We start from the raw sequence: 21,255 nt of genomic DNA, 5'->3' as shown, positions 1-21,255 counted from the left end.
AACATGACCTCTCCGACGTCCCCGACTTCTCCGACCTCCCCGACCCCCGGCACCCCTGCGACTGCCAGCACCCCCGCGACCCCCGCGACCCCCGCGACCCCCGCCCCCCAGGGTGCCCTCCTCGAAGCCCGCGCCCTGCTGCGCGAGTTCCCCGTCGTGGACGGCCACAACGACCTGCCCTGGGCCCTGCGCGAACAGGTCCGCTACGACCTCGACGCCCGGGACATCGCCACCGACCAGTCGGCCCACCTGCACACCGACCTCCCGCGCCTGCGCGAGGGCGGCGTCGGCGCCCAGTACTGGTCGGTGTACGTCCGTGCCGACCAGCCCGACCCGGTCCCCGCGACGCTGGAGCAGATCGACTGCGTACGGCAGTTGCTCGCCCGCTACCCCGAGGACCTCGCCCCCGCCCGTACCGCCGCCGACATGGAGTCCGCCCGGCGCGAGGGCCGCATCGCGTCCCTGATGGGCGCCGAGGGCGGCCACTCCATCGGCTGCTCCCTGGCCACCCTGCGCGGCCTGTACGACCTGGGCGTGCGGTACCTGACCCTCACCCACAACGACAATGTCCCCTGGGCCGACTCCGCCACCGACGCCCCCGGCGTCGGCGGACTGTCCCCCTTCGGGCACGAGGTCGTCCGGGAGATGAACCGCACCGGCATGCTGGTCGACCTCTCCCATGTCGCGGCGACGACCATGCGGGACGCCCTGGACACCTCCGAGGCGCCGGTGATCTTCTCCCACTCCTCGTCCCGCGCGGTCTGCGACCACCCCCGCAACATCCCCGACGACGTCCTCGAACGCCTCCCGGCCAACGGCGGGATGGCGATGGTGACCTTCGTCCCCAAGTTCGTCCTCCAGGCCGCCGTCGACTGGACCGCCGCCGCCGACGACAACATGCGCGCCCACGGCCTGCACCCCCTCGACGGCACCGCCGAGGGCCGCCGGGTCCAGCGGGACTTCGAGGCCGCCCACCCCCGCCCGGTCGCCACCGTCGCCACGGTCGCCGACCACCTCGACCATATGCGCGAGGTCACCGGCATCGACCACCTCGGCATCGGCGGCGACTACGACGGCACCGTCTTCCTCCCCGACGGCCTCACCGATGTCTCCGGCTACCCCCGGCTGATCGCCGAACTCCTCGACCGTGGCTGGTCCCGCCCCGACCTGGCCAAGCTCACCTGGCACAACGCGGTACGGGTGCTCGGCGCCGCCGAGGACGTGGCCCGCGACCTCCAGGGCAGGCGCGGCCCCTCGAACGCCACCCTCGCCGCCCTCGACACCCCGGCGGCCCCTCCACCAGGAGTACCCGGCGGCTCCGTGCGCCGGTGATCGAACAGGCGCGCACGCCTGACGCTCACCCCATGGATCGCGGGCGTACGGAGCCGACGATGGCAGACCTCCAGGACGAACTGCCCACCACGGCGGACATGCCCCGGCTCACCCCCCTGCCCCCCTACGAAGCCCCCTCCCCACCACCCCCATCCCCGGACTCCGACCCCGACCACCTCTTCCTGGCCCGCGCCCTGCTCACCGCCCACCCCGTCGCCGACGGCTACAGCGGACTGCCCTGGGCCCTGCGCCATCTGCCCTGGTACGACCTGGAGCTGGGCGAGAACGCCCTCGACACCGACATCCCCCGGCTGCGCGCCGGACAGGCGGGCGCCCTGTCCTGCGCCCTGCACCTGCCCGAGGGACTGGCCGCCGACCCGCACCCCGCGAACCTCCCCGACGACCTGCTGGCCGAGATCGGCGCGGCCCAGGGGCTGGTCATGGTCCCGCTGACCGCGGAGCAGACCGGCCCGACGGTCCGGGACGTCGCCGACCACCTCGACCAGGTCCGCCGGGTGGCCGGCCCGCACGCGGTGGCCCTCTCCGGCACCTACGACGCCGGAACCGCCCACCCCCGGGAACTCCCCGACGCGGCGAGCTACCCCTACCTCATCGCCGAACTCCTGCGCCGCGACTGGCCCCACCCCGACCTCGCCCTGCTGACCTGGGGAAACATCCAACGCGTCCTGCGCGCCACCGCCACCACCGCCAGGGCCGCCCAGACCCGCCGCGCCCCGTCGACAGCGAGCATCGCCGAACCGGACGGCTGAGCGGACGGCGCGGCGGCGGGCTTCGGGGTGGTTGTGCGGTTTCCCGTTCCGTCAACCGTGATTGCTTGACCCGCGCACCCTGGCGTCGGGAGCATCGATCCAGGTGCGGGATACCGGCAGCACGGGAGAGGGGAACCCAGGCCATGAAGGTCACCAAGCTGGTCAGCACGTGTGACATCACGGAATGCCCGACGATCTACGCGACGGATCGTGGCACGCTGTTGGTTCAGGGAGGAACACCGACTGACCACGGGCTTCGGATTCCCGCTCACGAAAACTTGGTGGAAATCCCGCTGGATTCGAACTCGGGTGGGGGTATCAGAAGAACATGGTCGGGGGCGAAGAGTTCTTCATCCTGGACATCACCGACGGGCCGAACCCCCTGCGGGACGTTCCTGACTTCTGGTTCTTCGACTCCGAATCCGTGGCTGTGATGGAATACGACGACGTCGGAAAATACCGAGGTGCGGAAATTCTGCCGTCGAACCGAACACCGGAGTTCGTCAGGCACCGTGACGTGGCACTCGCCCACGCGGAGCCGTTCACCGAATGGTGGGCCAAGCACAAGGCGTGAACAGGGCACAGTTGGGGGCTGCGCTGCGGGCACTGCGACAGGCATCCGGCAAGGAGGCCAAGACAGTCGCCCGGGGCGCACTCATGTCCCCCTCCAAGCTGTCCAAGATCGAGAACGCGAAACTGGCGCCCAGCGTGACGGACGTGGAGCGCATCCTTGTCGCCATAGGGGTCTCCCCTCAGATCAAGGCCGAGTACACCGAGGCCGCTCGGTCAGCGGGTACCGAGACGACAGAGTGGCGACTGCTGAAGCGAGTCGGCGTTCACAAGGGTCAGCAGGAGGTCAAAGCCCTCGAAGCCCAGATGTCGGTCCTGCGGATGTTTCAACCGGCCCTGGTTCCTGGACTGCTCCAGACCCCTGAGTACATCCGGGCGGTGCTGCAACGCCACGACCTCAGCGATGACACGCTGGCCCGCACGATCAGTGGTCGACTGGAGCGCCAGGCCATTCTCTACAACACATCCAAGTCACTGCGGTTCGTCATCACGGAACCCGTGCTGAGGTGGCGGATCGTCCCGCCTCCCATGATGGCTGCACAACTGGACAGGATCGTTTCCATATCGCGGCTCTCCCATGTCGACATCCGTGTGGTCCCTCTGGATATTCAACAGCATGACATGGCGAACCATTCCTTTGCGATTCGGGACAACCGAATGGTAACCGTGGAAATGATTCATGCCGAGGTGCTCGTTACCGACCCCAGAGACATTGATGTCTACGTAAAGAAGTTCGACGGATTTTCCCGAGTGGCGTTGTTTGGTGACGAAATGCGGAGTCTGGTCGATGGCATCCGTGACGAGTTTTTGCGGCAACAGGAAACAGGGTAGAGCAATTTCCCTGGGTCGCCGAACATGGAGCCATGGAGCCATGGAGAGCGAAGAGGGAAATCCAGATCCTGGAGCCAACACCCCAGCAGCGACCCGTCTGAAAGATTCGGGGCGCGACCCATCGCCCCAACCCGCTTGCGCCGACCGCCCGCTGATGACCTTGTGCGTTTCTCGTGACTCGGGGCGGACCTGGGGGCCGGTGCGGACCGTGTCCTCAACCGACGATCCTCCGCCCCTGCTCAGCAGTGCCTGGCCGCCGTGCGAGTGCCGGCGCTGCGCGGAAGGCGGCCAACGCTCCAGGCGCTGAAGTCTCTTCTCGCTCCTTCATTTCCTTCATTTCCTTCATTGAACTTCCGCCCGTCATGGGCGGTGGCGGCCGGTCATGGCCGCGATCAGTCGAGCAGGAAGGTGCAGTGATGCTGAACGGAATCGACCTGTACGGCCTCGACATCAGCGGGGCCGTCTTTGTGAAGGCGTGCGGCGGCAGCACGCATCCGGACGGTGAGGCGTGCGTGACGCTGGCCCGGATCGGCGGTGACGCCTGGGCACTCGGTGACAGCAAGCGGCCGGACGGGCAGCCGCTGCGGTTCACCACGGAGGAACTCGACGCGGCCGGGATCGACCCGGCCCGCTTCGGCCTCGGCGTCTGACCTCCTCCCCTTCACCGCAGGACCGGGTCCATCCCCTTTCGTTGGCCCGGTCCGTCCGGCACTTCCGGAACGGGATCGACTCGTGCACCATCACGGCTATCTGTGGACCGGCCCGAAGGAACGCTTCGACCGGGAGGCACTGCGACGGCCCCCGCATCCCGAGCCGCCCCCGGCCGGGAGCAGACCGGAGCTGATCCAGCGGTACCGCGAGGTGGCCGCGGAGTTCCCCATTTCTGATCTGCCGCCACTGGAGACGGCCCACTGGCTGGTCAAGCCGCGTTCCCTGGTCGGCGGCACATGGGAGGAGGCGGAGGAGGGGGCGGCGTGGCTCGGTGAGCGGCTGGCCGACCACGCCCCTCGCCTCGCATCACAGAGGGACCGGGACACCACCCGCCTGGCCCGGCTGGTGAACAGCGCGGCCGGACACCTGCGGTCGGGCGGGGACGTGTCGTACGGCTTCTACCTCGAACGCCCCACATTTCTGTCCCTGGCAGTGGTGACCTGCTCCCCGAACCGTTCCCACCCTCGACTCGGCTGCCCCCTCACATGACCGGCGGAACAAGGAAGCCCCGGCCATCGGGCCGGGGCCGCGTTGTTTGTGCACGTCAGTGGTCGTTCTCAGCCCAGCATCCGCCCAGGATCTTCCCAGCACGACGCCCGCGAACGGCCCCGATCGGGCTGCGGCGGACGGAAGGCCGAGGATGTCCATTCGGCCGGTGAAACGGCTTCTGACCTGCAAAAACCTGCTAAGGCAGGTTCCTCGCCATCACGATCCGCTGCACCTGATTCGTCCCCTCATAGATCTGCGTGATCTTGGCGTCGCGCATCATCCGCTCCACCGGGTAGTCCCGGGTGTAGCCGTAGCCGCCGAGGAGCTGGACGGCGTCCGTGGTGACCTCCATCGCGACGTCCGAGGCGAAGCACTTGGCCGCCGCGCCCTGGAAGGTGAGGTCGCTGTCGCCGCGCTCGGACTTGGCGGCGGCGGCGTAGGTGAGCTGGCGGGCCGCCTCGATCTTCATCGCCATGTCGGCCAGCATGAACTGGACGCCCTGGAAGTCACCGATCGGCTTGCCGAACTGCTTGCGCTCCCTGACATAGCCCTTGGCGTAGTCGAGGGCGCCCTGGGCGATGCCGAGGGCCTGGGCGGCGATGGTGATCCGGGTGTGGTCCAGGGTGCGCATCGCGGTGGCGAAGCCGGTGCCCTCGGCGCCGATCAGCCGGTCCGCGGGGATCCGGACGTTGTCGAGATAGACCTCGCGGGTCGGGGAGCCCTTGATGCCGAGCTTCTTCTCCGGTGCGCCGAAGGAGACCCCCTCGTCCGACTTCTCCACCACGAACGCGGAGATCCCCTTGGAGCGCTTCTCGGGGTCGGTCACGGCCATCACCGTGTAGTACTCGGAGACGCCCGCGTTGGTGATCCAGCGCTTCACGCCGTTGAGGACGTAGTGGTCGCCGTCGCGGACCGCCCTCGTCTTCATCCCGGCCGCGTCCGAGCCCGCGTCCGGCTCGGAGAGACAGTACGAGAACATCCCGTCGCCCTTGGCCAGCGGGCCCAGGTACTTCTTCTTCAGGTCCTCGGAGCCGGACAGGATCACCGGCAGCGAGCCCAGCTTGTTCACCGCCGGGATCAGGGAGGAGGACGCGCAGACGCGGGCCACCTCCTCGATCACGATCACCGTGGCCAGCGCGTCCGCGCCGGAGCCGCCGTACTCCTCGGGCACATGCACCGCGTGCAGCTCGTTGGCCACCAGCGCGGTCAGCGCCTCCTGCGGGAAGCGGGCCTCCTCGTCCACCGCGGCGGCGAACGGCGCGATCTTCGCCTCGGCCAGCGCGCGGACGGCGTCCCGGAGCATGTCGTGCTCCTCGGACGGGCGGTACAGGTCGAAATCAGCCGATCCGGCCACGGTTCTCACGCTCCACATACGACGGTGACGTGGGGATGTCTCTGCAAATTACCGTTAAGTAACCCGAATTTTAGAGGGCGGTCCGGCGGACGGGTACGTGACCTGGACGACATCGGGAAAACTGCCCGTTGAGGCCGGGCGCACGCCCCCGACTATGCTCGGGCACCGCGTCCGGCGCCGCACCCCGCGCCATTCTCAGCACCACCCACAGCACCACCTTCAGCACCACCCACTGCACCAGCCACTGCACCATCCGTTCGTCTTCTGGAGTGAGTACCCCATGGCCCTGAAGATCACCGTGATCGGCACCGGCTATCTCGGCGCCACCCATGCCGCGGCCATGGCCGAGCTGGGCTTCGAGGTGCTCGGGCTGGATGTGGTCCCGGAGAAGATCGAGACGCTCCGCCGCGGTGAGGTCCCGATGTACGAACCCGGCTTGGAGGACCTGCTGCGCAAGCACGTCGCCGGGATCGAGGGCGCCACCGGACGGCTCCGCTTCACCACCGACTACGCCGAGGCCGCCGCCTTCGGGGACATCCACTTCGTCTGTGTGAACACCCCGCAGCGGCACGGCGAGTACGCCTGCGACATGAGCTATGTCGACGCCGCCTTCGCCTCGCTCGCCCCCCATCTCACCCGCCCGGTGCTGGTCGTCGGCAAGTCCACCGTCCCCGTCGGCTCCGCCGCGCGCCTCGCCGCCTACCTCGCCGCCCACGCCCCCGCCGGGGCCGCCGCCGAGCTGGCCTGGAACCCGGAGTTCCTGCGCGAGGGCTTCGCCGTCCACGACACCCTGCACCCCGACCGGATCGTCGCCGGGGTGCGCAGCGAGCGCGCCGAGAAGCTGCTGCGCGAGGTCTACGCCGGACCCCTCGCCGAGGGCGCCCCCTTCGTCGTCACCGACTTCCCGACCGCCGAGCTGGTCAAGACCGCCGCGAACTCCTTCCTGGCCACCAAGATCTCCTTCATCAACGCCATGGCCGAGGTCTGCGAGGCCGCCGACGGCGATGTCGTCCGGCTCGCCGAGGCCATCGGCCACGACGACCGGATCGGCGCCAAGTTCCTGCGGGCCGGTATCGGCTTCGGCGGCGGCTGTCTGCCCAAGGACATCCGCGCCTTCATGGCCCGCGCCGGTGAACTGGGCGCCGACCAGGCCCTGACCTTCCTGCGCGAGATCGACTCGATCAATATGCGCCGCCGGGGCCAGATGGTGGAGATGGCCCGCGAGGCGCTGGGCACCGGCTCCTTCCTCGGCACCCGCGTCGCGGTCCTCGGCGCCGCCTTCAAGCCCGACTCCGACGACGTACGCGACTCCCCGGCCCTCAATGTCGCCGGGCAGATCCACCTCCAGGGCGGCCAGGTCACCGTCTACGACCCCAAGGGCATGGCCAACGCCAAGCGGCTCTTCCCGACCCTCGGGTACGCCGGCTCCGTGCTGGAGGCGGTGCGGGGCGCCGATGTCGTGCTGCATCTCACCGAGTGGCGGGAGTTCCGCGAGCTGGACCCGGCGGTGCTCGGCGAGGCCGCCGCGCGCCGGGTGATCCTGGACGGGCGCAACGCCCTCGACCCCCAGGTGTGGCGCAAGGCGGGCTGGACGTACCGGGCGATGGGCCGCCCGACGGCCTGAGGCGCCCGCACGGGCGGACGGGTAGACGGGCGGACGGGAGGCGGGCAGACGGCGGACGGGAACGCCGGTTCGGCCGAGGCTCAGTCGGCCGAACCGGCGTCCCGACGCATTCTGCCCCACCCACCACGGCCCCGGGCGGCGAACCGGGGCGCCGGGCCCGGCCCCTCATGCCCCCTTGGCCCCACGCCCCCGCCCCCTCACGCCCCCTTGGCCCGATAGCGCCGCATCTTCGCGCGCGCCCCGCACACCTGCATCGAGCACCAGCGGCCCCGCCCGGCCGGACTGCGGTCGTAGTACGCCCAGTGGCAGTCGGGCAGCTCGCACGCCTTGAGCCGCAGCCAGGTCCCGGCCGCGACCGCCTCCGCCACGGCCACCGCGACCCGCGAGAGCAGCGGGCCCCCGTCCGCCGCGACCAGCCGCGCCGACCCGTCCCCGGGGTCGATGTCCACATACAGCGGCGCCCGCGCCAGCAGCGCGCCGAGCGGGGTCACCGGGCGGTGCGGGGGATGACCGGCATGCGCCAGACAGGTCGCGCGCAGGGATTCACGCAGTTCACGCGCCTCGTCGAGCGCGGACTCGGTGAGCTGGAAGGGGGCGCGCCCGGCCGCGCTGTCGAGGGTGTCCGCGCCGGACTCCAGGTCCACCGTGTTCACCAGCGCCTCGACCAGCGCCAGACCGCCGGGCGCGGGAGATCGCTCCGTCACGCTTGCGAGGTTACCGGCAGTGCGCCATGATGCGGTAACGCGAGCCGTTACCGTAAGAAGGCTTCTAGCGGTAACGGCATGGATGTGAATGACCTGAAGGGGAGGAATCATGGCTCTCGCCACGCTGGGCGCCGTCGTCCTGGACTGTCCCGACCCCCGCGCGCTCGCCGGGTTCTACGCCGGGGTGCTCGGCGGCACGGTCGACGGTGAGGGGGACTGGGTGGAGCTGCGGCTGCCGGACGGGCGGGGTCTCGCCTTCCAGGGGGCGCCGGAGCACCGGGCGCCCGAGTGGCCGTCGGGCGAGCGCTCCCAGCAGTTCCATCTGGATCTGACGGTGGCGGATCTGGACGCGGCGGAGGCGGCCGTCCTGGCGCTGGGCGCCAAGCCGCTGGACAGCGCCGAGGGGCGCGGCTGGCGGGTGTACGCGGACCCGGCAGGGCATCCGTTCTGCCTCTGCCGGGCCTGAGAAGTACGGGAGACGCCTGAGAAGGAGCGGAGACCGTGGCGGCCGTCAGTCGGCGGTGACGGTCACCTTCTCGTCGTTCTTCAGCTCCTCCACCAACTGCTTCACCTTCTCGGTGTCCCACTGGAGGTTGCCGTTGGCCGCGTTCCCGGCCAGCGGCATGTTCATCGAGGTGCCGTCACCGCCGCTGACGCTCTTCATCGCCCAGAACATGCTCGCCAGGTCGAACAGGCCCATGTCCTTGTCGACGATCAGCGAGTCCAGGCCCGCGCCCATGGTCGGGTACAGCTTGAAGGGGTTGAGGACCGTACCCGGCGTCGCCACCTGACCGGCCAGCGCCGACAGGAACTTCTGCTGGTTCTTGGTGCGGTCGAGGTCGGAACCGGCGAGCGCGTACCGGGTGCGGACGAAGGCGAGCGCCTCCTCGCCGTTCAGGGTCTGCTTGCCCTTCTTGAAGTCCGCGCCCGACTTCGTGTCCTTGATGTCCTGCGGGATGTCCATCTCGACCCCGCCCACCGCGTCCACGATGTTCGCGAACCCGGCGAAGCCGATCTCGACGTAGTGGTCGATGCGCAGCCCGGTGTTCGCCTCCACCGTGCGGACCAGCAGTTCCGGGCCGTCCTCGGCATAGGCGGCGTTGAGCTTCACCTGACGGCCGGTGCCCTCGTACGTCTTGCCGGACTCGGAGCCGACGAAGCTCGGGATCTCGACGTTCGAGTCACGGGGGAGGGAGACGAGGGTGGAGCCGTTGCTCCCGGTGTGCAGGATCATCATCGAGTCGGTGCGCTTGCCCTCGGCGGAACCGGTGTGCAGGTCCTTCTTCTGCTCGTCGGTCATGCCCTCGCGGCTGTCGGAGCCGACGATCAGATAGTTGGTGCCCTCACCGGCCTCCGGGCGGTCGATCACCTTCGACAGATCGACCTCGCGGTTCAGTTTGCCGTCGGCCCAGAAGTAGGTGGCCACCGAGGTGACGACCAGCACCGTGACGACGGTGATCGCGGTCACCTTGATCCGGCGCCGCCAGTCGGGCGCGGGCCGCCCGCCCCCACCGCCACCGCCACCGCGCCCGCCACCGCCACCGGCGCTGCCGTAGACCTGGCCGGTGTTGTACCCGCTGTCGTAGGAGTCACCCCCGGGTCCGTTCGCGTACGACGACTGCTGCGGGACGCCGTCGTAGGACGGGGGGTGCGGCGGCTGCTGCGGGGGAGCGGGCGGGTAGCCACCGGCCCCGGACGGCCCGCGGCGCACCTGGCGCATCACCCGCGCGCCCTCCGGCTGAGCGCTCCCGCTGCCGCCGCCGTGGCGGTTGCGGCCTGCGCCGCCGCGGTTGTCGTCGGACCATCCCTGGGGCCAGTCATTCATGGGCCTTAGTGTGCCGTGTGCCACCGTGGGGCTCACAAGGTCCGGCGAAAAATCAGGGCGGGGCTGTTGCGAACCCGGCACAAAGTCCGCGGTGCGTACCCCGGCATAAAGTGGACCGTATGACAGATCAGGCCGGTGCGACGCCCGGCAGCGCGATTCCCGGCAAGCCGACGTCCGCCTCGCGGACCACCCTCAGCCGGATCATGACCCACAACGACACCAATCTGCTGGGGACCGTGCACGGCGGCGTCATCATGAAGCTCGTCGACGACGCGGCGGGCGCGGTCGCCGGGCGGCACAGCGGCGGGCCCGCGGTGACGGCGTCCATGGACGAGATGGCGTTCCTGGAGCCGGTCCGGGTCGGGGACCTGGTGCATGTGAAGGCGCAGGTCAACTGGACCGGGCGGACGTCGATGGAGGTCGGCGTGCGGGTGATGGCCGAGCGGTGGAACGAGTCGACCCCGGCGACGCAGGTGGGGTCGGCGTATCTCGTCTTCGCGGCGGTCGACGCGGACGGGAGGCCGCGGGGGGTGCCGGAGGTGCTGCCGGAGACGGAGCGGGACCGGCGGAGGTATCAGGAGGCACAGATCCGGCGTACGCATCGGCTGGCGCGGCGGCGGGCCATTTTGGAGCTGCGGGAGCGGGGAGTGGTGGGGGAGTGAGGGTACGGGGTCGGGTGCGGGTGGGTGGGGGCTGGTCGCGCATTTCCTCCCCCAGAGGGGGGTAGCCCCAGCGCCCCTAGAAGCGGGGCGTTGCGCTTGTCCCGCGTTTGAGTCCGAGGCTGCTGATTCCTCTGTGCGCGGTTCCCCGCGCCCCTAGAGAGGCAGGGCGCCGCCCCCCACCGCCCCCCAACACGCGCGCCCCCGCCCCCAAAGCGGCGTGCCTACCCGCAGGTCACCTCATCCCCCCGCACCACCGGCTCCTGTGAGGGGGTCGGGGTGTCCGGGTGGACCTTGCGGAGGGTGCGGAAGTCGGGGCCGACCGTCACCTTCAGTACCGGGCCCTGTCCCTTCACCGGGCGCAGTTCGCTGCCGGGGAGGGCCGCCGCCAGTGATCTCGCCGAGCGGTCCCAGCGCGGGTCGTAGGAGACCACCGTGCGCTCGACCGCCGCCGCGTTCACCGGCTGCCCCGTCGTCCGGAACCCCTCCGCCGCCAGCGCCGTGTCCACCCGCCGCCCCAGCCCCGCCGTCCCGGTGCCGTTCTCGACCTGGACCTGGATCCGGTCCGGCGCGACCGGTACCCGGGCCGGTGCCGGGGAGTCCTTCGCCGGGCCGGGGCGGGTGCCCGTCCGCTTCGACAGGGGCTCGTCCTCGCGCAGCGCCCGGAACAGTTCCTCCGACTTCACCGGGTCCCACTTCAGCGTCGACCCGATGCCCTTCACCGCGTATCCCATCTGGCCGATCGGGACCGTGGTGAACTCCGAGGAGGACGGGGAGAAGTTGCGCATGGCGCGGCCGAGGTCCAGCAGCTCGTCCGTGCCGAACCCCCGGTCCGCCCGCACCGACCCCAGCACCGCCCGCGTCACATCCCGGAACTTCATCGGGTTCAGCAGCACCCCGGACGACGTGGACCGCTCCACCAGCGCCGCCAGGAACCGCTGCTGGCGGCCCATCCGCCCCAGGTCCGACGCCCCGTCCACATGCCGGGCCCGGACGAACTGGAGCGCCTGCCCGCCGGTCATCTCATGGCGGCCGGCCGGCAGATTCAGCCCCGTATAGGTGTCCTTCATCGGCTCGGCCGTGCAGATCTCCACCCCGCCCAGCACGTCCACCGTCTTCATGAAGCTGGTGAAGTCGACCTCCAGGTAATGGTCGATCTTCACCTTGGTCATGTGCTCGACCGTCCGGACGGTCAACTGCGGCCCGCCCTCCGCGTACGCCGCGTTCAGCTTGACCGGGTGCGCCCCGTGCCGCTTCCCGGTCGTCGCGTCGGTGTGCGCGGGCAGTTCGGCGTACGAGTCGCGGGGCAGGCTCACCACGCTCGCCCGCTCCCGGTCCTCCGAAATGTGCACGATCATGACCGTGTCGGTGCAGTGGCAGGGCGCCCCGCCCAGCCGGTACCTGCGCCGCTCGGCCTCGGAGATCTTGTCCCGGCCGTCCGTGCCGACCAGCAGCACATTCATGCCGTGCCCGGCGCGCGGCCGGTTCTTCATGTCCTTGAAGGGGTCGACGCGGTCGATGTCCGCGTCCAGCCCGGTCATCACCGCGTGCCCGATCCCCGCCGACGCCAGCACCACCACCGACAGGGTGGTCACCGCCCGCATGGCCCAACGGGGCCGCCGCCGGGGCCGTACGGCGGAGCGCGCGGGGGCGGAGCGCGCGGGCGGCCGGTCGTCCGCCGCCGGGTCCGGGCGGGGGCTGCGCTGCGGTACGGGCCGCTGCGCACGGCGCCGGGGACCGGCGGGCGACCGGGGTGGCGTGCTGGGCATGGGGGACACCTCCGGCGGAGCGAGCCTGGGCGGCCGGCCTGTCGGGATCGGGGCCCGTCGGGATTCAGGGCCCGGCCGTGAGCACCGTAGGCCCATACGATCTGCGACCCGGCGCAGCGCACCCGGCGGCACGCACGGGTGTCCCCCGTTCGCGGTAACGCGAGGACTGATGAACGTCAATCCGGGATGCGGCCGTCGGCCGTTTCCGTGATGATGCCCGTCCACGGAGGGGGGGAGGGGGAGCGGCATCTGCGGCCGGGCGGGCGGCGGGTACCGGGGGCGCGGCCCGCTCACCGGGCGGCGCCGACCGAGCGCCCCGCTCACCGGGTGGCGCCCCCGCTCACCGGGTGGCGCGGGCCGACGCGCCGTTCACCACGTGTAGTTCGGATTCACCTGCATGCACGCGCTGTCGTCCGCCCCGTTGAGGGGGCTCGCGGTGTCCGGCATCGAGTCGTCCGCCTCCGGCGCCTCGTAGCGGGTGCCCTCGCGCCAGTCCGCGCCCACCACCAGGGTGACCCCGGAGACCTCCGTGCTCTTCTCCACCGCGTCCGCCGGGACACCCAGCGCCTCGGCCACCCGGTGGGCGTCGCCCGCCAGATCGGCACTCGGGTAGCGCACCACCGTCCGCTCCTCGCTCAGCGCGGACGACCGGTCGGCGAACGCCTCCGCGAAGCCCTCCTCCGCCAGCAGCCCCGCCACCGTGCTCGCCCGCCCCGACGCCGGTCCCAGCCTCTCCGTCCGGGTCCCGTTCTGCACCTGTACGGCGATCTCGGCGTCGTCGGCGGCCGGGTCGGAGGGCGGCGCCACCGGCTTCTCCTGCGCGGGCGTCCCGGGCTCGTCCTTGCCGTCCAGCGCGATGTCCTCCCGCACCAGCCGGAACAACTGCTCGGCGTCCTCGGTGGGCTCGACCCGGGCTCCCACGTACCGGTTGGGCATCGTCGTCATGGTGATCCGCTCCGGCTCGACCTTGCGCAGTTCGTTGCTCAGGTCGTACAGCTTCTTCACCGTGTCCAGGCCCTCGTCGACGGTGAGCGCCCGGGTGGCCTGCTCGACCAGTCGGCGCAGCTTGTTCGGGCTGGTCAGGGTGGCGTTGGCGCGCAGCTCGCGGACCATCGAGTTCATGTACATGTGCTGGGCCTTGGCGCGGACCAGATCGCTGCCGTCGCCGAAGCCGTAGCGGGTGCGCAGCCACTGGAGGGCCTGCTCGCCCTGGATCGCGGTGGTGCCCTTCTCCAGCTTCAGCCCGGAGCCCTTGCCGTCACCGGTCCGGGAGAGGATGTTGGCGTCCACGCACACCGGGACCCCGCCGATGGCGTCGGCCATGCTCACCACCCCGGCGAAGTCGACCATCATGAAGTGGTCGATACGGATGCCGGTCAGCTCCTGCCAGGTCGCCACCGCGCACCCCGGACCGCCGTGCCCGAGGCTCTGGTTGGTCATCACCCGGCCGTCGCTCGCCGGGTACACCGTCCCGTCGTCGGGGTCGGTGCACTTCGGTATGTCCACCAGGGTGTCCCGGGGCATGCTGATCACCGACATGTTGGTGCGGTCCGCCGACAGATGCAGCAGCATCTGCACATCGGCCAGCGGGGCCGCCCCGAAGGTCTCCCGGGCGCCGCCCAGTTGCTGGTTCTCCTCGGAGTCCCGGGCGTCCGAGCCGATGAGGAGAATGTTCAGCGGGGTCTGCCCGGCGGCGTTGGGGGTGGGCGCGGCGACCGTGCCGTCCCCGAGGTTGAGGTGGTCCTTGCGGAGGTTGTCGTTGAGCCGCTCGTAGTAGAGGTAACCGGCGCCCGCCGCGCCGAGCACGGCGAGGGCGAGCCCGGCGGCGGCCCACTTCAGAAGCCTGCGCCGACGGCGGGGCGCGGCGGGGCGCTCCTCGTCCGGCCCGCCCCCGCCCCCGGCCCCGGACTCCTCGACCTCGACCTCGGTATCGGTGTCGGTGTCGGCATCGATGTCGGTATCGGTCCCGGTGTCCGCCCCGGTGTCCGTCCCGGTCCCGGTGTCCGTCCCGGCGGCGCGCCGGGCGCGCGTGAGCGTGCCCTCCCCTCGCACACGGTGCTGCGTCATTGTGTCCGTCCTCCCCACCCCTGCGCGGTACGGGGATCAAGGACCCGAGGCCGGACCACGAGGTCCACGGCTCTACAGGTCTACACCAGAACGTCTGCGATCTTTTCGAGCGGGTCCCGGGCGGGCAACCCCTGCCTGAGTGACGTGTGTCACCAGCGATAAGGCGCGTACACCTCCATGCACGGGGTGTCGTCGGAACCGTTCAGGGCGTCGGCGGTGTCGGGGACGTCCCCGGCCTCGGGCGCGGACTGCTCCGGATACGCCGTACCCTCCCGCCAGTCGGCGCCCACGACCAGCGTGACCCCCGAGACCTCGGTGGACCGCTTGACCGAACTCAGCGGAATCCCCAGTGCCCCGGCCACCCGCTGCGCGTCCCCCTTCAGCTCCGCGCTCGGATACGACACCTCGGTGCGCTCCTGCGCCAGCGACCCCGAGGAGTCGGCCGCCGCCCGTACGAACCCCGCCCCCACCAGCTCCTGCGCGATGGCCCTGGCCCGCCGGGGAACGGCGGCCTCATCCGAGGAGCCGGTCCCGTTGTACACCTGCACACCGATCTCGGCATCGGGCACGGAGGGCTCCTGAACGGCCTGCTTCTCCTTCCCCTTGTCTTTCTTGGCCTTCTCCTTCTCGCCGTTCTTGTCGAAGGGGATGTCGTCGCGGAGCATCTTCCACATGGTCTCGGCGTCGGCGCTGTCGGGGATGACGTGGTTGTCGTCCTGGGGGTCCTGGACGTTGGGCATGGTCGTCATGGTGATGCGGTCGGTCGGCACGGTCTTGAGCTGCATCCCGAGGTCGTAGAGCTTCTTCGGCGAGCCGATCTCCTCGGAGACCGCGAGCGACTCGGTGGCCGCCTCGGCGAGCCTGGTCAGCCGCCCGCCGTCGGTGAAGACGCTCTGTTCCTTGAGGGTGCGGATCATGGAGTTGAGGTACATGTGCTGGGCGCGGGCGCGCAGCAGGTCACTGCCCCAGGCGTGCCGGGTGCGGAGCCACTGGAGGGCCTGCTCGCCCTGGACCTTCTTGCGGCCCTGGGTCATCTTCAGCCCGGAGCCGCCCTTCATCCCGGGCAGCGGACGGTCCCAGACGTTCTGCTTGACGCAGACCTCCACCCCGCCGATGGCGTCCGCCATGCTGACGACCCCGGCGAAGTCGATGGTCATCCAGTGGTCGATATAGACACCGGTGAGGTTCTCCCAGGTGGCGAGGGTGCAGCCGGCGCCGCCGCGGCCCAGGGACTCATTGATGATGGCGTTGGTCGCCGGGAACGTCTCTCCGGTCTCGGGGTCCTTGCACTCGGGTATGTCGACCCGGGTGTCCCGGGGGATGGTGACCACGGCCGCGCTCTTGCGGTCGGCGGAGAGATGGATCAGCATCTGGACGTCGCCGAGGGGCGGGCTGTCCCGGTTGTCGCGGCTGCCGCCGAGCGCCACGTTCGCGTCGGAGGAGCGGCTGTCGGAGCCGATGAGCAGGATGTTGAGGGGCGTCTGCCCGGCCGCGTTGGGCGCGGTCCGCTCGGCCTTGGAGTCACCGCTGCTGCGCTCGCCCTTCTCCAGATTGCCGCTGAGGTGCTGGTAGTAGAGGTACCCGGCACCCGCGGTACCCAGGATGAGGACGGCGAGGGTGCTCGCCGACCAGCGGATCAGCCGGCGCCCGGTTCGGGAGCGCCGGGAGCGGACGGTCCGGGGCCGCAGCGGCATGGTGTCGTCCACGCGGCTTCCCTCGGCGGGCGCGTCTCCCCGCACACTGCTGCCGCTCACGTCCACGTCCTTCCCCACCCCGGCCCGACCCGCCGACAGCGGATCGGCTACCAGTCAGACCCACGAGACCGCCCGGTGGTTGGCCACGCCCGAGCAAAATCCACACCCCGGACCACCGAAAGGGAACGTTCGGGCAACGAGACATGACTTTCAGGGACGCAGACGTGCATCACACCGCCCCGATCCAGAGCTTTCAGCGGACCCGCACCCGGTTCACGCCGACCCGACCCAAGGCTTTTAGGGGCGCTGGGGGTACCCCCTCTGGGGGAGGAACTGCGCGACCAGCCCCCACCCACCCGCACCCGACACCCACCCCCCGCCCCCCACAAGCCCACCCGGTAAATCAGCTAGCGCACTTCTCCTGATCCGCCGTCGACTTCTCCACCTCAGGCGCCTCCGTCGCCCCCGTGACCGGCGTCCCCGCCCCCTTGAAGTCCTCACCCAGGATGAGCGTCATCGCCGGCAGCCCCTGAGAGTTGGCCACACTCTCCCCCGGCTTCAGCGCGGTCCCCGGCAGCCCCATGATCTCCGCCAGCGCCCGCGCCTGGTCCGCCTGGTCCGGCGCGTACTCCAGGCTCGTCTTCGGCTGGTCCGCGTCCGCGTTGCCGACCTGCTCGGACTTGGTGACCCCCTCCTCGGTCTGGAGCCAGGTCAGCGTCTGCTGCGCCGCCCCGTCACCGCCCCCGCCGTTGAGGATCCGCACCCGCACCTCCGACGGATCGGCCTTCGTGCCCTCCAGCCGCTTCTCCGCCTCCGCCGCAGCCGCGTCCTTCTCCGCCTTCTCCTGCTTCTTCACCTCGGTGAAGGAGACGTCGTTGTTGATGGCGTCGAAGACCTCGGGCCCCTTGGTCTCGTCCACGACCACCGTCGCCTTGACCACCTCGGCCGGGTTGTCGATCACCGGCACGGTGGTGAAGGTGATGTTCTTCGGCGGGACCTTCTTCAGCTCCAGCGCCACATCCGTCAGCGTCGACACCTTGCCGATACCGGTGTCCACGGTCAGCGCCTCGGTCGCCGCCTCGGCGAGGGAGAGCAGCTTGCTCGGGCTGGTCAGGGTGTCGCTGGACGACATCTTCCGCATCAGCGACCCCAGGAACTGCTGCTGCACTTTGATCCGGTCCAGGTCGCCCTTGTTGCCCCAACTGTGCCGGGTCCGGACGAACGCGAGCGCCTGCTCCCCCTCGATGACCGACGTGCCCTCGGGCAGTTTCAGCTTGGAGTCCGGGTCGTCGACCGGCTCCTCCACACACACCTCGACCCCGCCCACCGCCGTGGTCAGCGTCTTGATCGCGTTGAAGTCGGCCATCATGAAGTGGTCCGGCTTGATCCCGGTGACCGCCTCGACGGTCCGCATGGTGCACCCGGCATCCCGGCCCGACTGGCCCAGGCTGGTGTTGAAGCGGACGCCGGTCTCGCCCGGCACCACCGTCGAGGTGCCGTCCTCCTGCTTGGTCTCGCAGTCCGGGATGTCCACGATCAGATCGCGCGGAATGCTGAGCGCGGTCGCGTTCGTCCGGTCCTTGGAGACATGCAGCAGGATCGAGGTGTCGGCGTGGCCCTCGCTGCCGGTGTCGCCGTAGCCGTCGTTGCCCTCGCCGGTGCGCTTGTCCGTACCGAGGAGCAGGATGTTGAACGCCTCGTCCTTGGCGAAACTGCTGGAGCCCGCGTCACCGACATCGGTCGTACTGACGTTGCCTTCCAGATGCCTCAGATACAGATAGCCGCCGACCCCGGCCGCGACCAGTACGAAGGCCATCGTGCCGCCGGTCCACACCAGCACCTTCTTCGCCCGGCTCTTCTTCGCCGGGCGCCGGCCGCGCCGGCCGGGCGGCGGCTCCTCGGGTGCGGTGCGCCGCCGGCGCGGGCCGGGAACGTCCCGTCCGGGTGAGGTGCGTCCCGGGGCCTGACGGGTGTCGCTCGTGCCGGACGCGCCCTGGCCCGACCGGGCCGGAGCGGATCCGGAGCGACTGCCGCCCGGAGCGGATCCGGCGCGGCTGCCGCCCCGTGTCTGCCGGGTGGCGCCCCCGTCATCGGGCGCCGACGCCTTGCGGGAACGCGGCGGTCTGCCCGCTCCGCGTTGCCCGGGAACCGGTGACTGCGGTGCGGAAGGACTCAGTCGCAGTTCGTATTCACCGGTGTTCGGATTGAGCACCCACTGGTCTGCGGGATCGACATTCTCCGCCCGCCCACGGCCTTGCGCGTCCACGGTTGTCCGAATCCTCCGTCGGGGCCACGCGGCGCCTTACCCCCTCAAAGGCGCTCGGGTCTCGTACACACAGTGCGCGACACCACGACGTCCGCGGGTCGAGTACACACCGAAGCGCTCACACTATCCGCCCAGTTCAGCGTCCAGCGACGGCGGCCCGAAATTCGTTGTCCCTACAACTGGGCAATCCGGCCCATTTCTTTGAACACTCGTACGCCCGCTTGGGACCCGCTTTACCCGGGTGGCCCGGAAACCCTCAGGAACAGCCGTCCCGGGCGGCCGTGTCACCCCGGAAAGTGGGCGCGGCGGACGCCTCCCGGGAGGGCTTCTTGTCGGCCTTGTCGGATTTCTCGGGGGCCACGTCGACCGGGGCGTCCCTGCGCAGACGTTCGAAGAGCCGCTCGGCGGCGGGCTCCACGAGCTGATCGCGATTGGCGTTGCCGGGATACGACTCCCGCGGGACCGTAAGGAATTGCACCCGCTCGGTGGGGATGTTCCGCAGTCCCCGAACAAGCTCGTACAAACTCCGCAGACTGGCCAGTCCCGGGTCGGTGGTGAGGGACGAGGTGGCGGCGTCCAGCACCGGATAGAGCTTCGCCGGATTCAGCAGGACGCCATTGCCGCGCACCTTCTTCACCAGGGCCGCCAGGAAGCGCTGCTGCCGGTCCATCCGGTCGGTGTCGCTGCCGTCGCCGAGCGACTTGCGGACCCGGACGTAGCCGAGGGCCTGTTCCCCGTCGAGCGTCACCCGGCCCGCGGGCAGTTGGAGTTTGGCGTCCTCGTCGTGAATGGGCCGCGCCAGGCAGATCTCCACCCCGTCGAGGGCGTCCACGATCTCCTTGAATCCGCTGAAGTCGACGACGAGATGGTGGTCGATCCGGATGTCCGTCAGCTTTTCCACGGTCCGGATCGTGCACGCCGAACCCCCGGTCTCGTAGGCCCGGTTGAACATCGTGAACACCGGCGCGTTGCGCCCGCCCTCCCGGTCGCGGCAGGACGGCAGGTCCACCATCAGATCGCGGGGGATCGACACGGCCGTGGCGCTGTTCCGCCCGGCGGGCAGATGCAGCAGGATCGCGGTGTCCGAGCGCTCGGTGCCGTCGTCCTGCCCGTAGGCCCGATTGCCGTCCCCGGCACGGGAGTCGGAGCCGAGGAGCAGCAGGTTCTGCGCGCCCTTCACCAGCGCGGTGGGCCGCTCCTTCTCGTACCGGGCCAGCTCCCGGGCGGCGGCCTCGTCGGCGGTGATGTTCCCGTTCAGCTTCAGATAGACGCCCCATCCGATGCCCGCCCCCGCCAGCAGCAGCCCCGCCCCGCCGAGCGCGCCCGCGCGCAGCAGGCGCCGGCGCCGCCGCCGACGTACCCCGCCCCCGAGGGCCGAGGCACCCCCGGGAGTCGAGACGCCCCCGGGGGCCGGTGCCCCGTCGCCCCCTGCGGACCCACCACCCACCACGCACCCACCCCCTACGGCCGCCGACTCGCTGCGCCTACGACGATGCCGGGGGAGGGCGGCGGGGGCGCCCCGGGGAGGGCCGGACGGGTGACCCGTCCCCTCCGGGTGTCCCCGGGGGGTCCCTCCGGGCCAGGTGCCCCCGGACCCGGCCCGGAGGGACCCCCCCCGGGGAGCGGCTGCGCCCCGGACGCCCACCGGGGCAAGGGCATCTGGAGGTCACCAGCGCCCGCCGCGGCAGAGGCACCCGGAGGTCACCAGCGCCCACCGGGGCCGAGGCATCCCGCGCGCACCGGCACCCGCGCGCACGCACCGGCACCCGCACGCACCGGCTCCTGCGCGGCACCGGCACCGGCACCTACCGAGGCGCCCCTACGATCTCGGTCACCCGCTCGCTCTCCGCCCGCGCGGCCAGCGCGTCCCCGGCCAGCAACTCCAGGTTCCTGCACAGCACCACCGACCCCCCGCTGGCCAGCGCCGCGTACAGCCCCGCGCTCACCCCGTCCCAGGTGTCGTACGGCAGCCCCGACAGCACCCGTGCGCCCGGCCCGGTGAAGCCGAACCCCGCCGCGTCGCCCCGGGCCCGCTCGACCACCTCCGCACCGCTCAACTCCGCGCCCGCCACGATCAGCGTGGGCTCCTCCGGGTCGACCGGCGCGTACGGCGCGAACCGGTCGCCGAAGGTCGGGACGTCCACCGCGTAGTCCGCGTAACCGTCCGGAGGACCCGGCACGAACCGCCGCCCCAGCGGCGCCAGCGACAGCGCGTACCGCTCCCCCCGGCACGCGAGCCCCGCCTCGAACGCCCCCGGCCCGGCCACCACATGGTCCGCCCGGCCCGGGTCCCCGCCCAGGTCGGCGACCACCCCGACCGACGAACAGGCCACCAGCCACACCGCGGTCTGCCAGTGCGCGGGCAGCAGCAGTGCCACCCGTTCACCCGGCTCCGCGGACAGTCCGTCCTGGAGCAGATTCGACGTCTTGGCCACCCAATTGGCGAAAGTGGCGACGGACAATTCCACGCGCTCGCCCGTGGCGTCGTCGTAGAAGGTCACCAGCGGGCGGGCCGGATCCGTGGCCAGCGCGGAACGCAGCAGGTCGGCAGGGGTGCGATCGGTGGAGTTCACCCGGGCAAGCGTACGCG

The 21,255-nt window shown here is 70.9% G+C and carries 17 protein-coding genes and 1 pseudogene; 9 read left to right on the top strand and 9 right to left on the bottom strand.

Features of this window, described 5'->3' with window-relative positions:
* Positions 1 to 3: 3 nt before the first annotated feature.
* The 6 genes and pseudogenes from AB0O01_RS06130 (at position 4) to AB0O01_RS06105 (ending at position 4,703) form a co-directional block, all read left to right on the top strand.
* Positions 4 to 1,332, top strand: a complete 1,329-nt coding sequence (locus AB0O01_RS06130; RefSeq protein WP_365311299.1) for a dipeptidase — start codon at positions 4 to 6, stop codon at positions 1,330 to 1,332.
* A 59-nt stretch (positions 1,333 to 1,391) separates the two neighbouring features.
* The gene (locus tag AB0O01_RS06125) at positions 1,392 to 2,102 is read left to right on the top strand and encodes a membrane dipeptidase (RefSeq protein ID WP_365311298.1); all 711 of its coding nucleotides are present in this window, start codon (positions 1,392 to 1,394) and stop codon (positions 2,100 to 2,102) included.
* A 298-nt stretch (positions 2,103 to 2,400) separates the two neighbouring features.
* Positions 2,401 to 2,676, top strand: a pseudogene (locus AB0O01_RS06120) (DUF6879 family protein); the annotation flags it as partial.
* Entirely contained in the window at positions 2,673 to 3,503 is an 831-nt protein-coding gene (locus AB0O01_RS06115; protein ID WP_365311297.1) for a helix-turn-helix transcriptional regulator, read from the top strand. The pseudogene AB0O01_RS06120 and the gene AB0O01_RS06115, both read left to right, overlap by 4 nt.
* A gap of 416 nt (positions 3,504 to 3,919) precedes the next feature.
* Positions 3,920 to 4,153: a DUF397 domain-containing protein gene (locus AB0O01_RS06110; protein WP_365311296.1), complete on the top strand. Its 234-nt coding sequence runs from the start codon at positions 3,920 to 3,922 to the stop codon at positions 4,151 to 4,153.
* An 82-nt stretch (positions 4,154 to 4,235) separates the two neighbouring features.
* Positions 4,236 to 4,703, top strand: coding sequence for a hypothetical protein (locus tag AB0O01_RS06105; protein ID WP_365311295.1), 468 nt, complete (start codon positions 4,236 to 4,238; stop codon positions 4,701 to 4,703).
* A 196-nt stretch (positions 4,704 to 4,899) separates the two neighbouring features.
* Here AB0O01_RS06105 and AB0O01_RS06100 read toward each other — a convergent pair whose 3' ends face one another.
* A complete protein-coding gene (locus tag AB0O01_RS06100; protein WP_365311294.1) occupies positions 4,900 to 6,057 on the bottom strand; it encodes an acyl-CoA dehydrogenase in 1,158 nt (385 codons plus the stop codon).
* A 280-nt stretch (positions 6,058 to 6,337) separates the two neighbouring features.
* On the opposite strand from AB0O01_RS06100, the gene AB0O01_RS06095 reads away from it, so the two are divergent.
* Positions 6,338 to 7,681, top strand: coding sequence for a UDP-glucose/GDP-mannose dehydrogenase family protein (locus AB0O01_RS06095; protein WP_365311293.1), 1,344 nt, complete (start codon positions 6,338 to 6,340; stop codon positions 7,679 to 7,681).
* A gap of 197 nt (positions 7,682 to 7,878) precedes the next feature.
* Here the strand turns inward: AB0O01_RS06095 and AB0O01_RS06090 are convergent, their stop codons facing one another.
* Positions 7,879 to 8,385, bottom strand: coding sequence for a CGNR zinc finger domain-containing protein (locus AB0O01_RS06090; RefSeq protein ID WP_365311292.1), 507 nt, complete (start codon positions 8,383 to 8,385; stop codon positions 7,879 to 7,881).
* 109 nt (positions 8,386 to 8,494) lie between these two features.
* Here AB0O01_RS06090 and AB0O01_RS06085 point away from each other — a divergent pair, with 109 nt between their 5' ends.
* Entirely contained in the window at positions 8,495 to 8,851 is a 357-nt protein-coding gene (locus AB0O01_RS06085; protein WP_365311291.1) for a VOC family protein, read from the top strand.
* A 45-nt stretch (positions 8,852 to 8,896) separates the two neighbouring features.
* On the opposite strand, the gene AB0O01_RS06080 is transcribed toward AB0O01_RS06085, so the two are convergent.
* Positions 8,897 to 10,210, bottom strand: a complete 1,314-nt coding sequence (locus AB0O01_RS06080; RefSeq protein ID WP_365311290.1) for an LCP family protein — start codon at positions 10,208 to 10,210, stop codon at positions 8,897 to 8,899.
* 119 nt (positions 10,211 to 10,329) lie between these two features.
* On the opposite strand from AB0O01_RS06080, the gene AB0O01_RS06075 reads away from it, so the two are divergent.
* Positions 10,330 to 10,872, top strand: coding sequence for an acyl-CoA thioesterase (locus tag AB0O01_RS06075; protein WP_365311289.1), 543 nt, complete (start codon positions 10,330 to 10,332; stop codon positions 10,870 to 10,872).
* A gap of 221 nt (positions 10,873 to 11,093) precedes the next feature.
* On the opposite strand, the gene AB0O01_RS06070 is transcribed toward AB0O01_RS06075, so the two are convergent.
* From AB0O01_RS06070 to AB0O01_RS06045, 6 genes are all read right to left on the bottom strand, one after another.
* On the bottom strand, positions 11,094 to 12,638 hold the full coding sequence (locus tag AB0O01_RS06070) for an LCP family protein (RefSeq protein ID WP_365311288.1): 1,545 nt from the start codon (positions 12,636 to 12,638) through the stop codon (positions 11,094 to 11,096).
* A gap of 369 nt (positions 12,639 to 13,007) precedes the next feature.
* Positions 13,008 to 14,705 carry an LCP family protein gene (locus AB0O01_RS06065; protein ID WP_365311287.1) on the bottom strand — a complete coding sequence of 566 codons (1,698 nt, stop codon included), beginning with the start codon at positions 14,703 to 14,705 and terminating at the stop codon, positions 13,008 to 13,010.
* Positions 14,706 to 14,854: 149 nt separating this feature from the next.
* The gene (locus AB0O01_RS06060) at positions 14,855 to 16,399 is read right to left on the bottom strand and encodes an LCP family protein (RefSeq protein WP_365311761.1); all 1,545 of its coding nucleotides are present in this window, start codon (positions 16,397 to 16,399) and stop codon (positions 14,855 to 14,857) included.
* Between the two features lie 403 nt (positions 16,400 to 16,802).
* Positions 16,803 to 18,665, bottom strand: a complete 1,863-nt coding sequence (locus AB0O01_RS06055; protein WP_365311286.1) for an LCP family protein — start codon at positions 18,663 to 18,665, stop codon at positions 16,803 to 16,805.
* Positions 18,666 to 18,921: 256 nt separating this feature from the next.
* A complete protein-coding gene (locus AB0O01_RS06050) occupies positions 18,922 to 20,112 on the bottom strand; it encodes an LCP family protein (protein WP_365311760.1) in 1,191 nt (396 codons plus the stop codon).
* A 358-nt stretch (positions 20,113 to 20,470) separates the two neighbouring features.
* Positions 20,471 to 21,238 (bottom strand): TIGR03089 family protein, encoded by a 768-nt coding sequence (locus tag AB0O01_RS06045; RefSeq protein ID WP_365311285.1) that lies wholly within the window; start codon positions 21,236 to 21,238, stop codon positions 20,471 to 20,473.
* Between the last annotated feature and the right edge of the window lie 17 nt (positions 21,239 to 21,255).

It is taken from the genome of Streptomyces sp. NPDC093252 (assembly GCF_040683675.1).
Taxonomy (GTDB): Bacteria; Actinomycetota; Actinomycetes; order Streptomycetales; family Streptomycetaceae; genus Streptomyces.
This window is presented reverse-complemented; position numbering and strand designations above follow the sequence as displayed.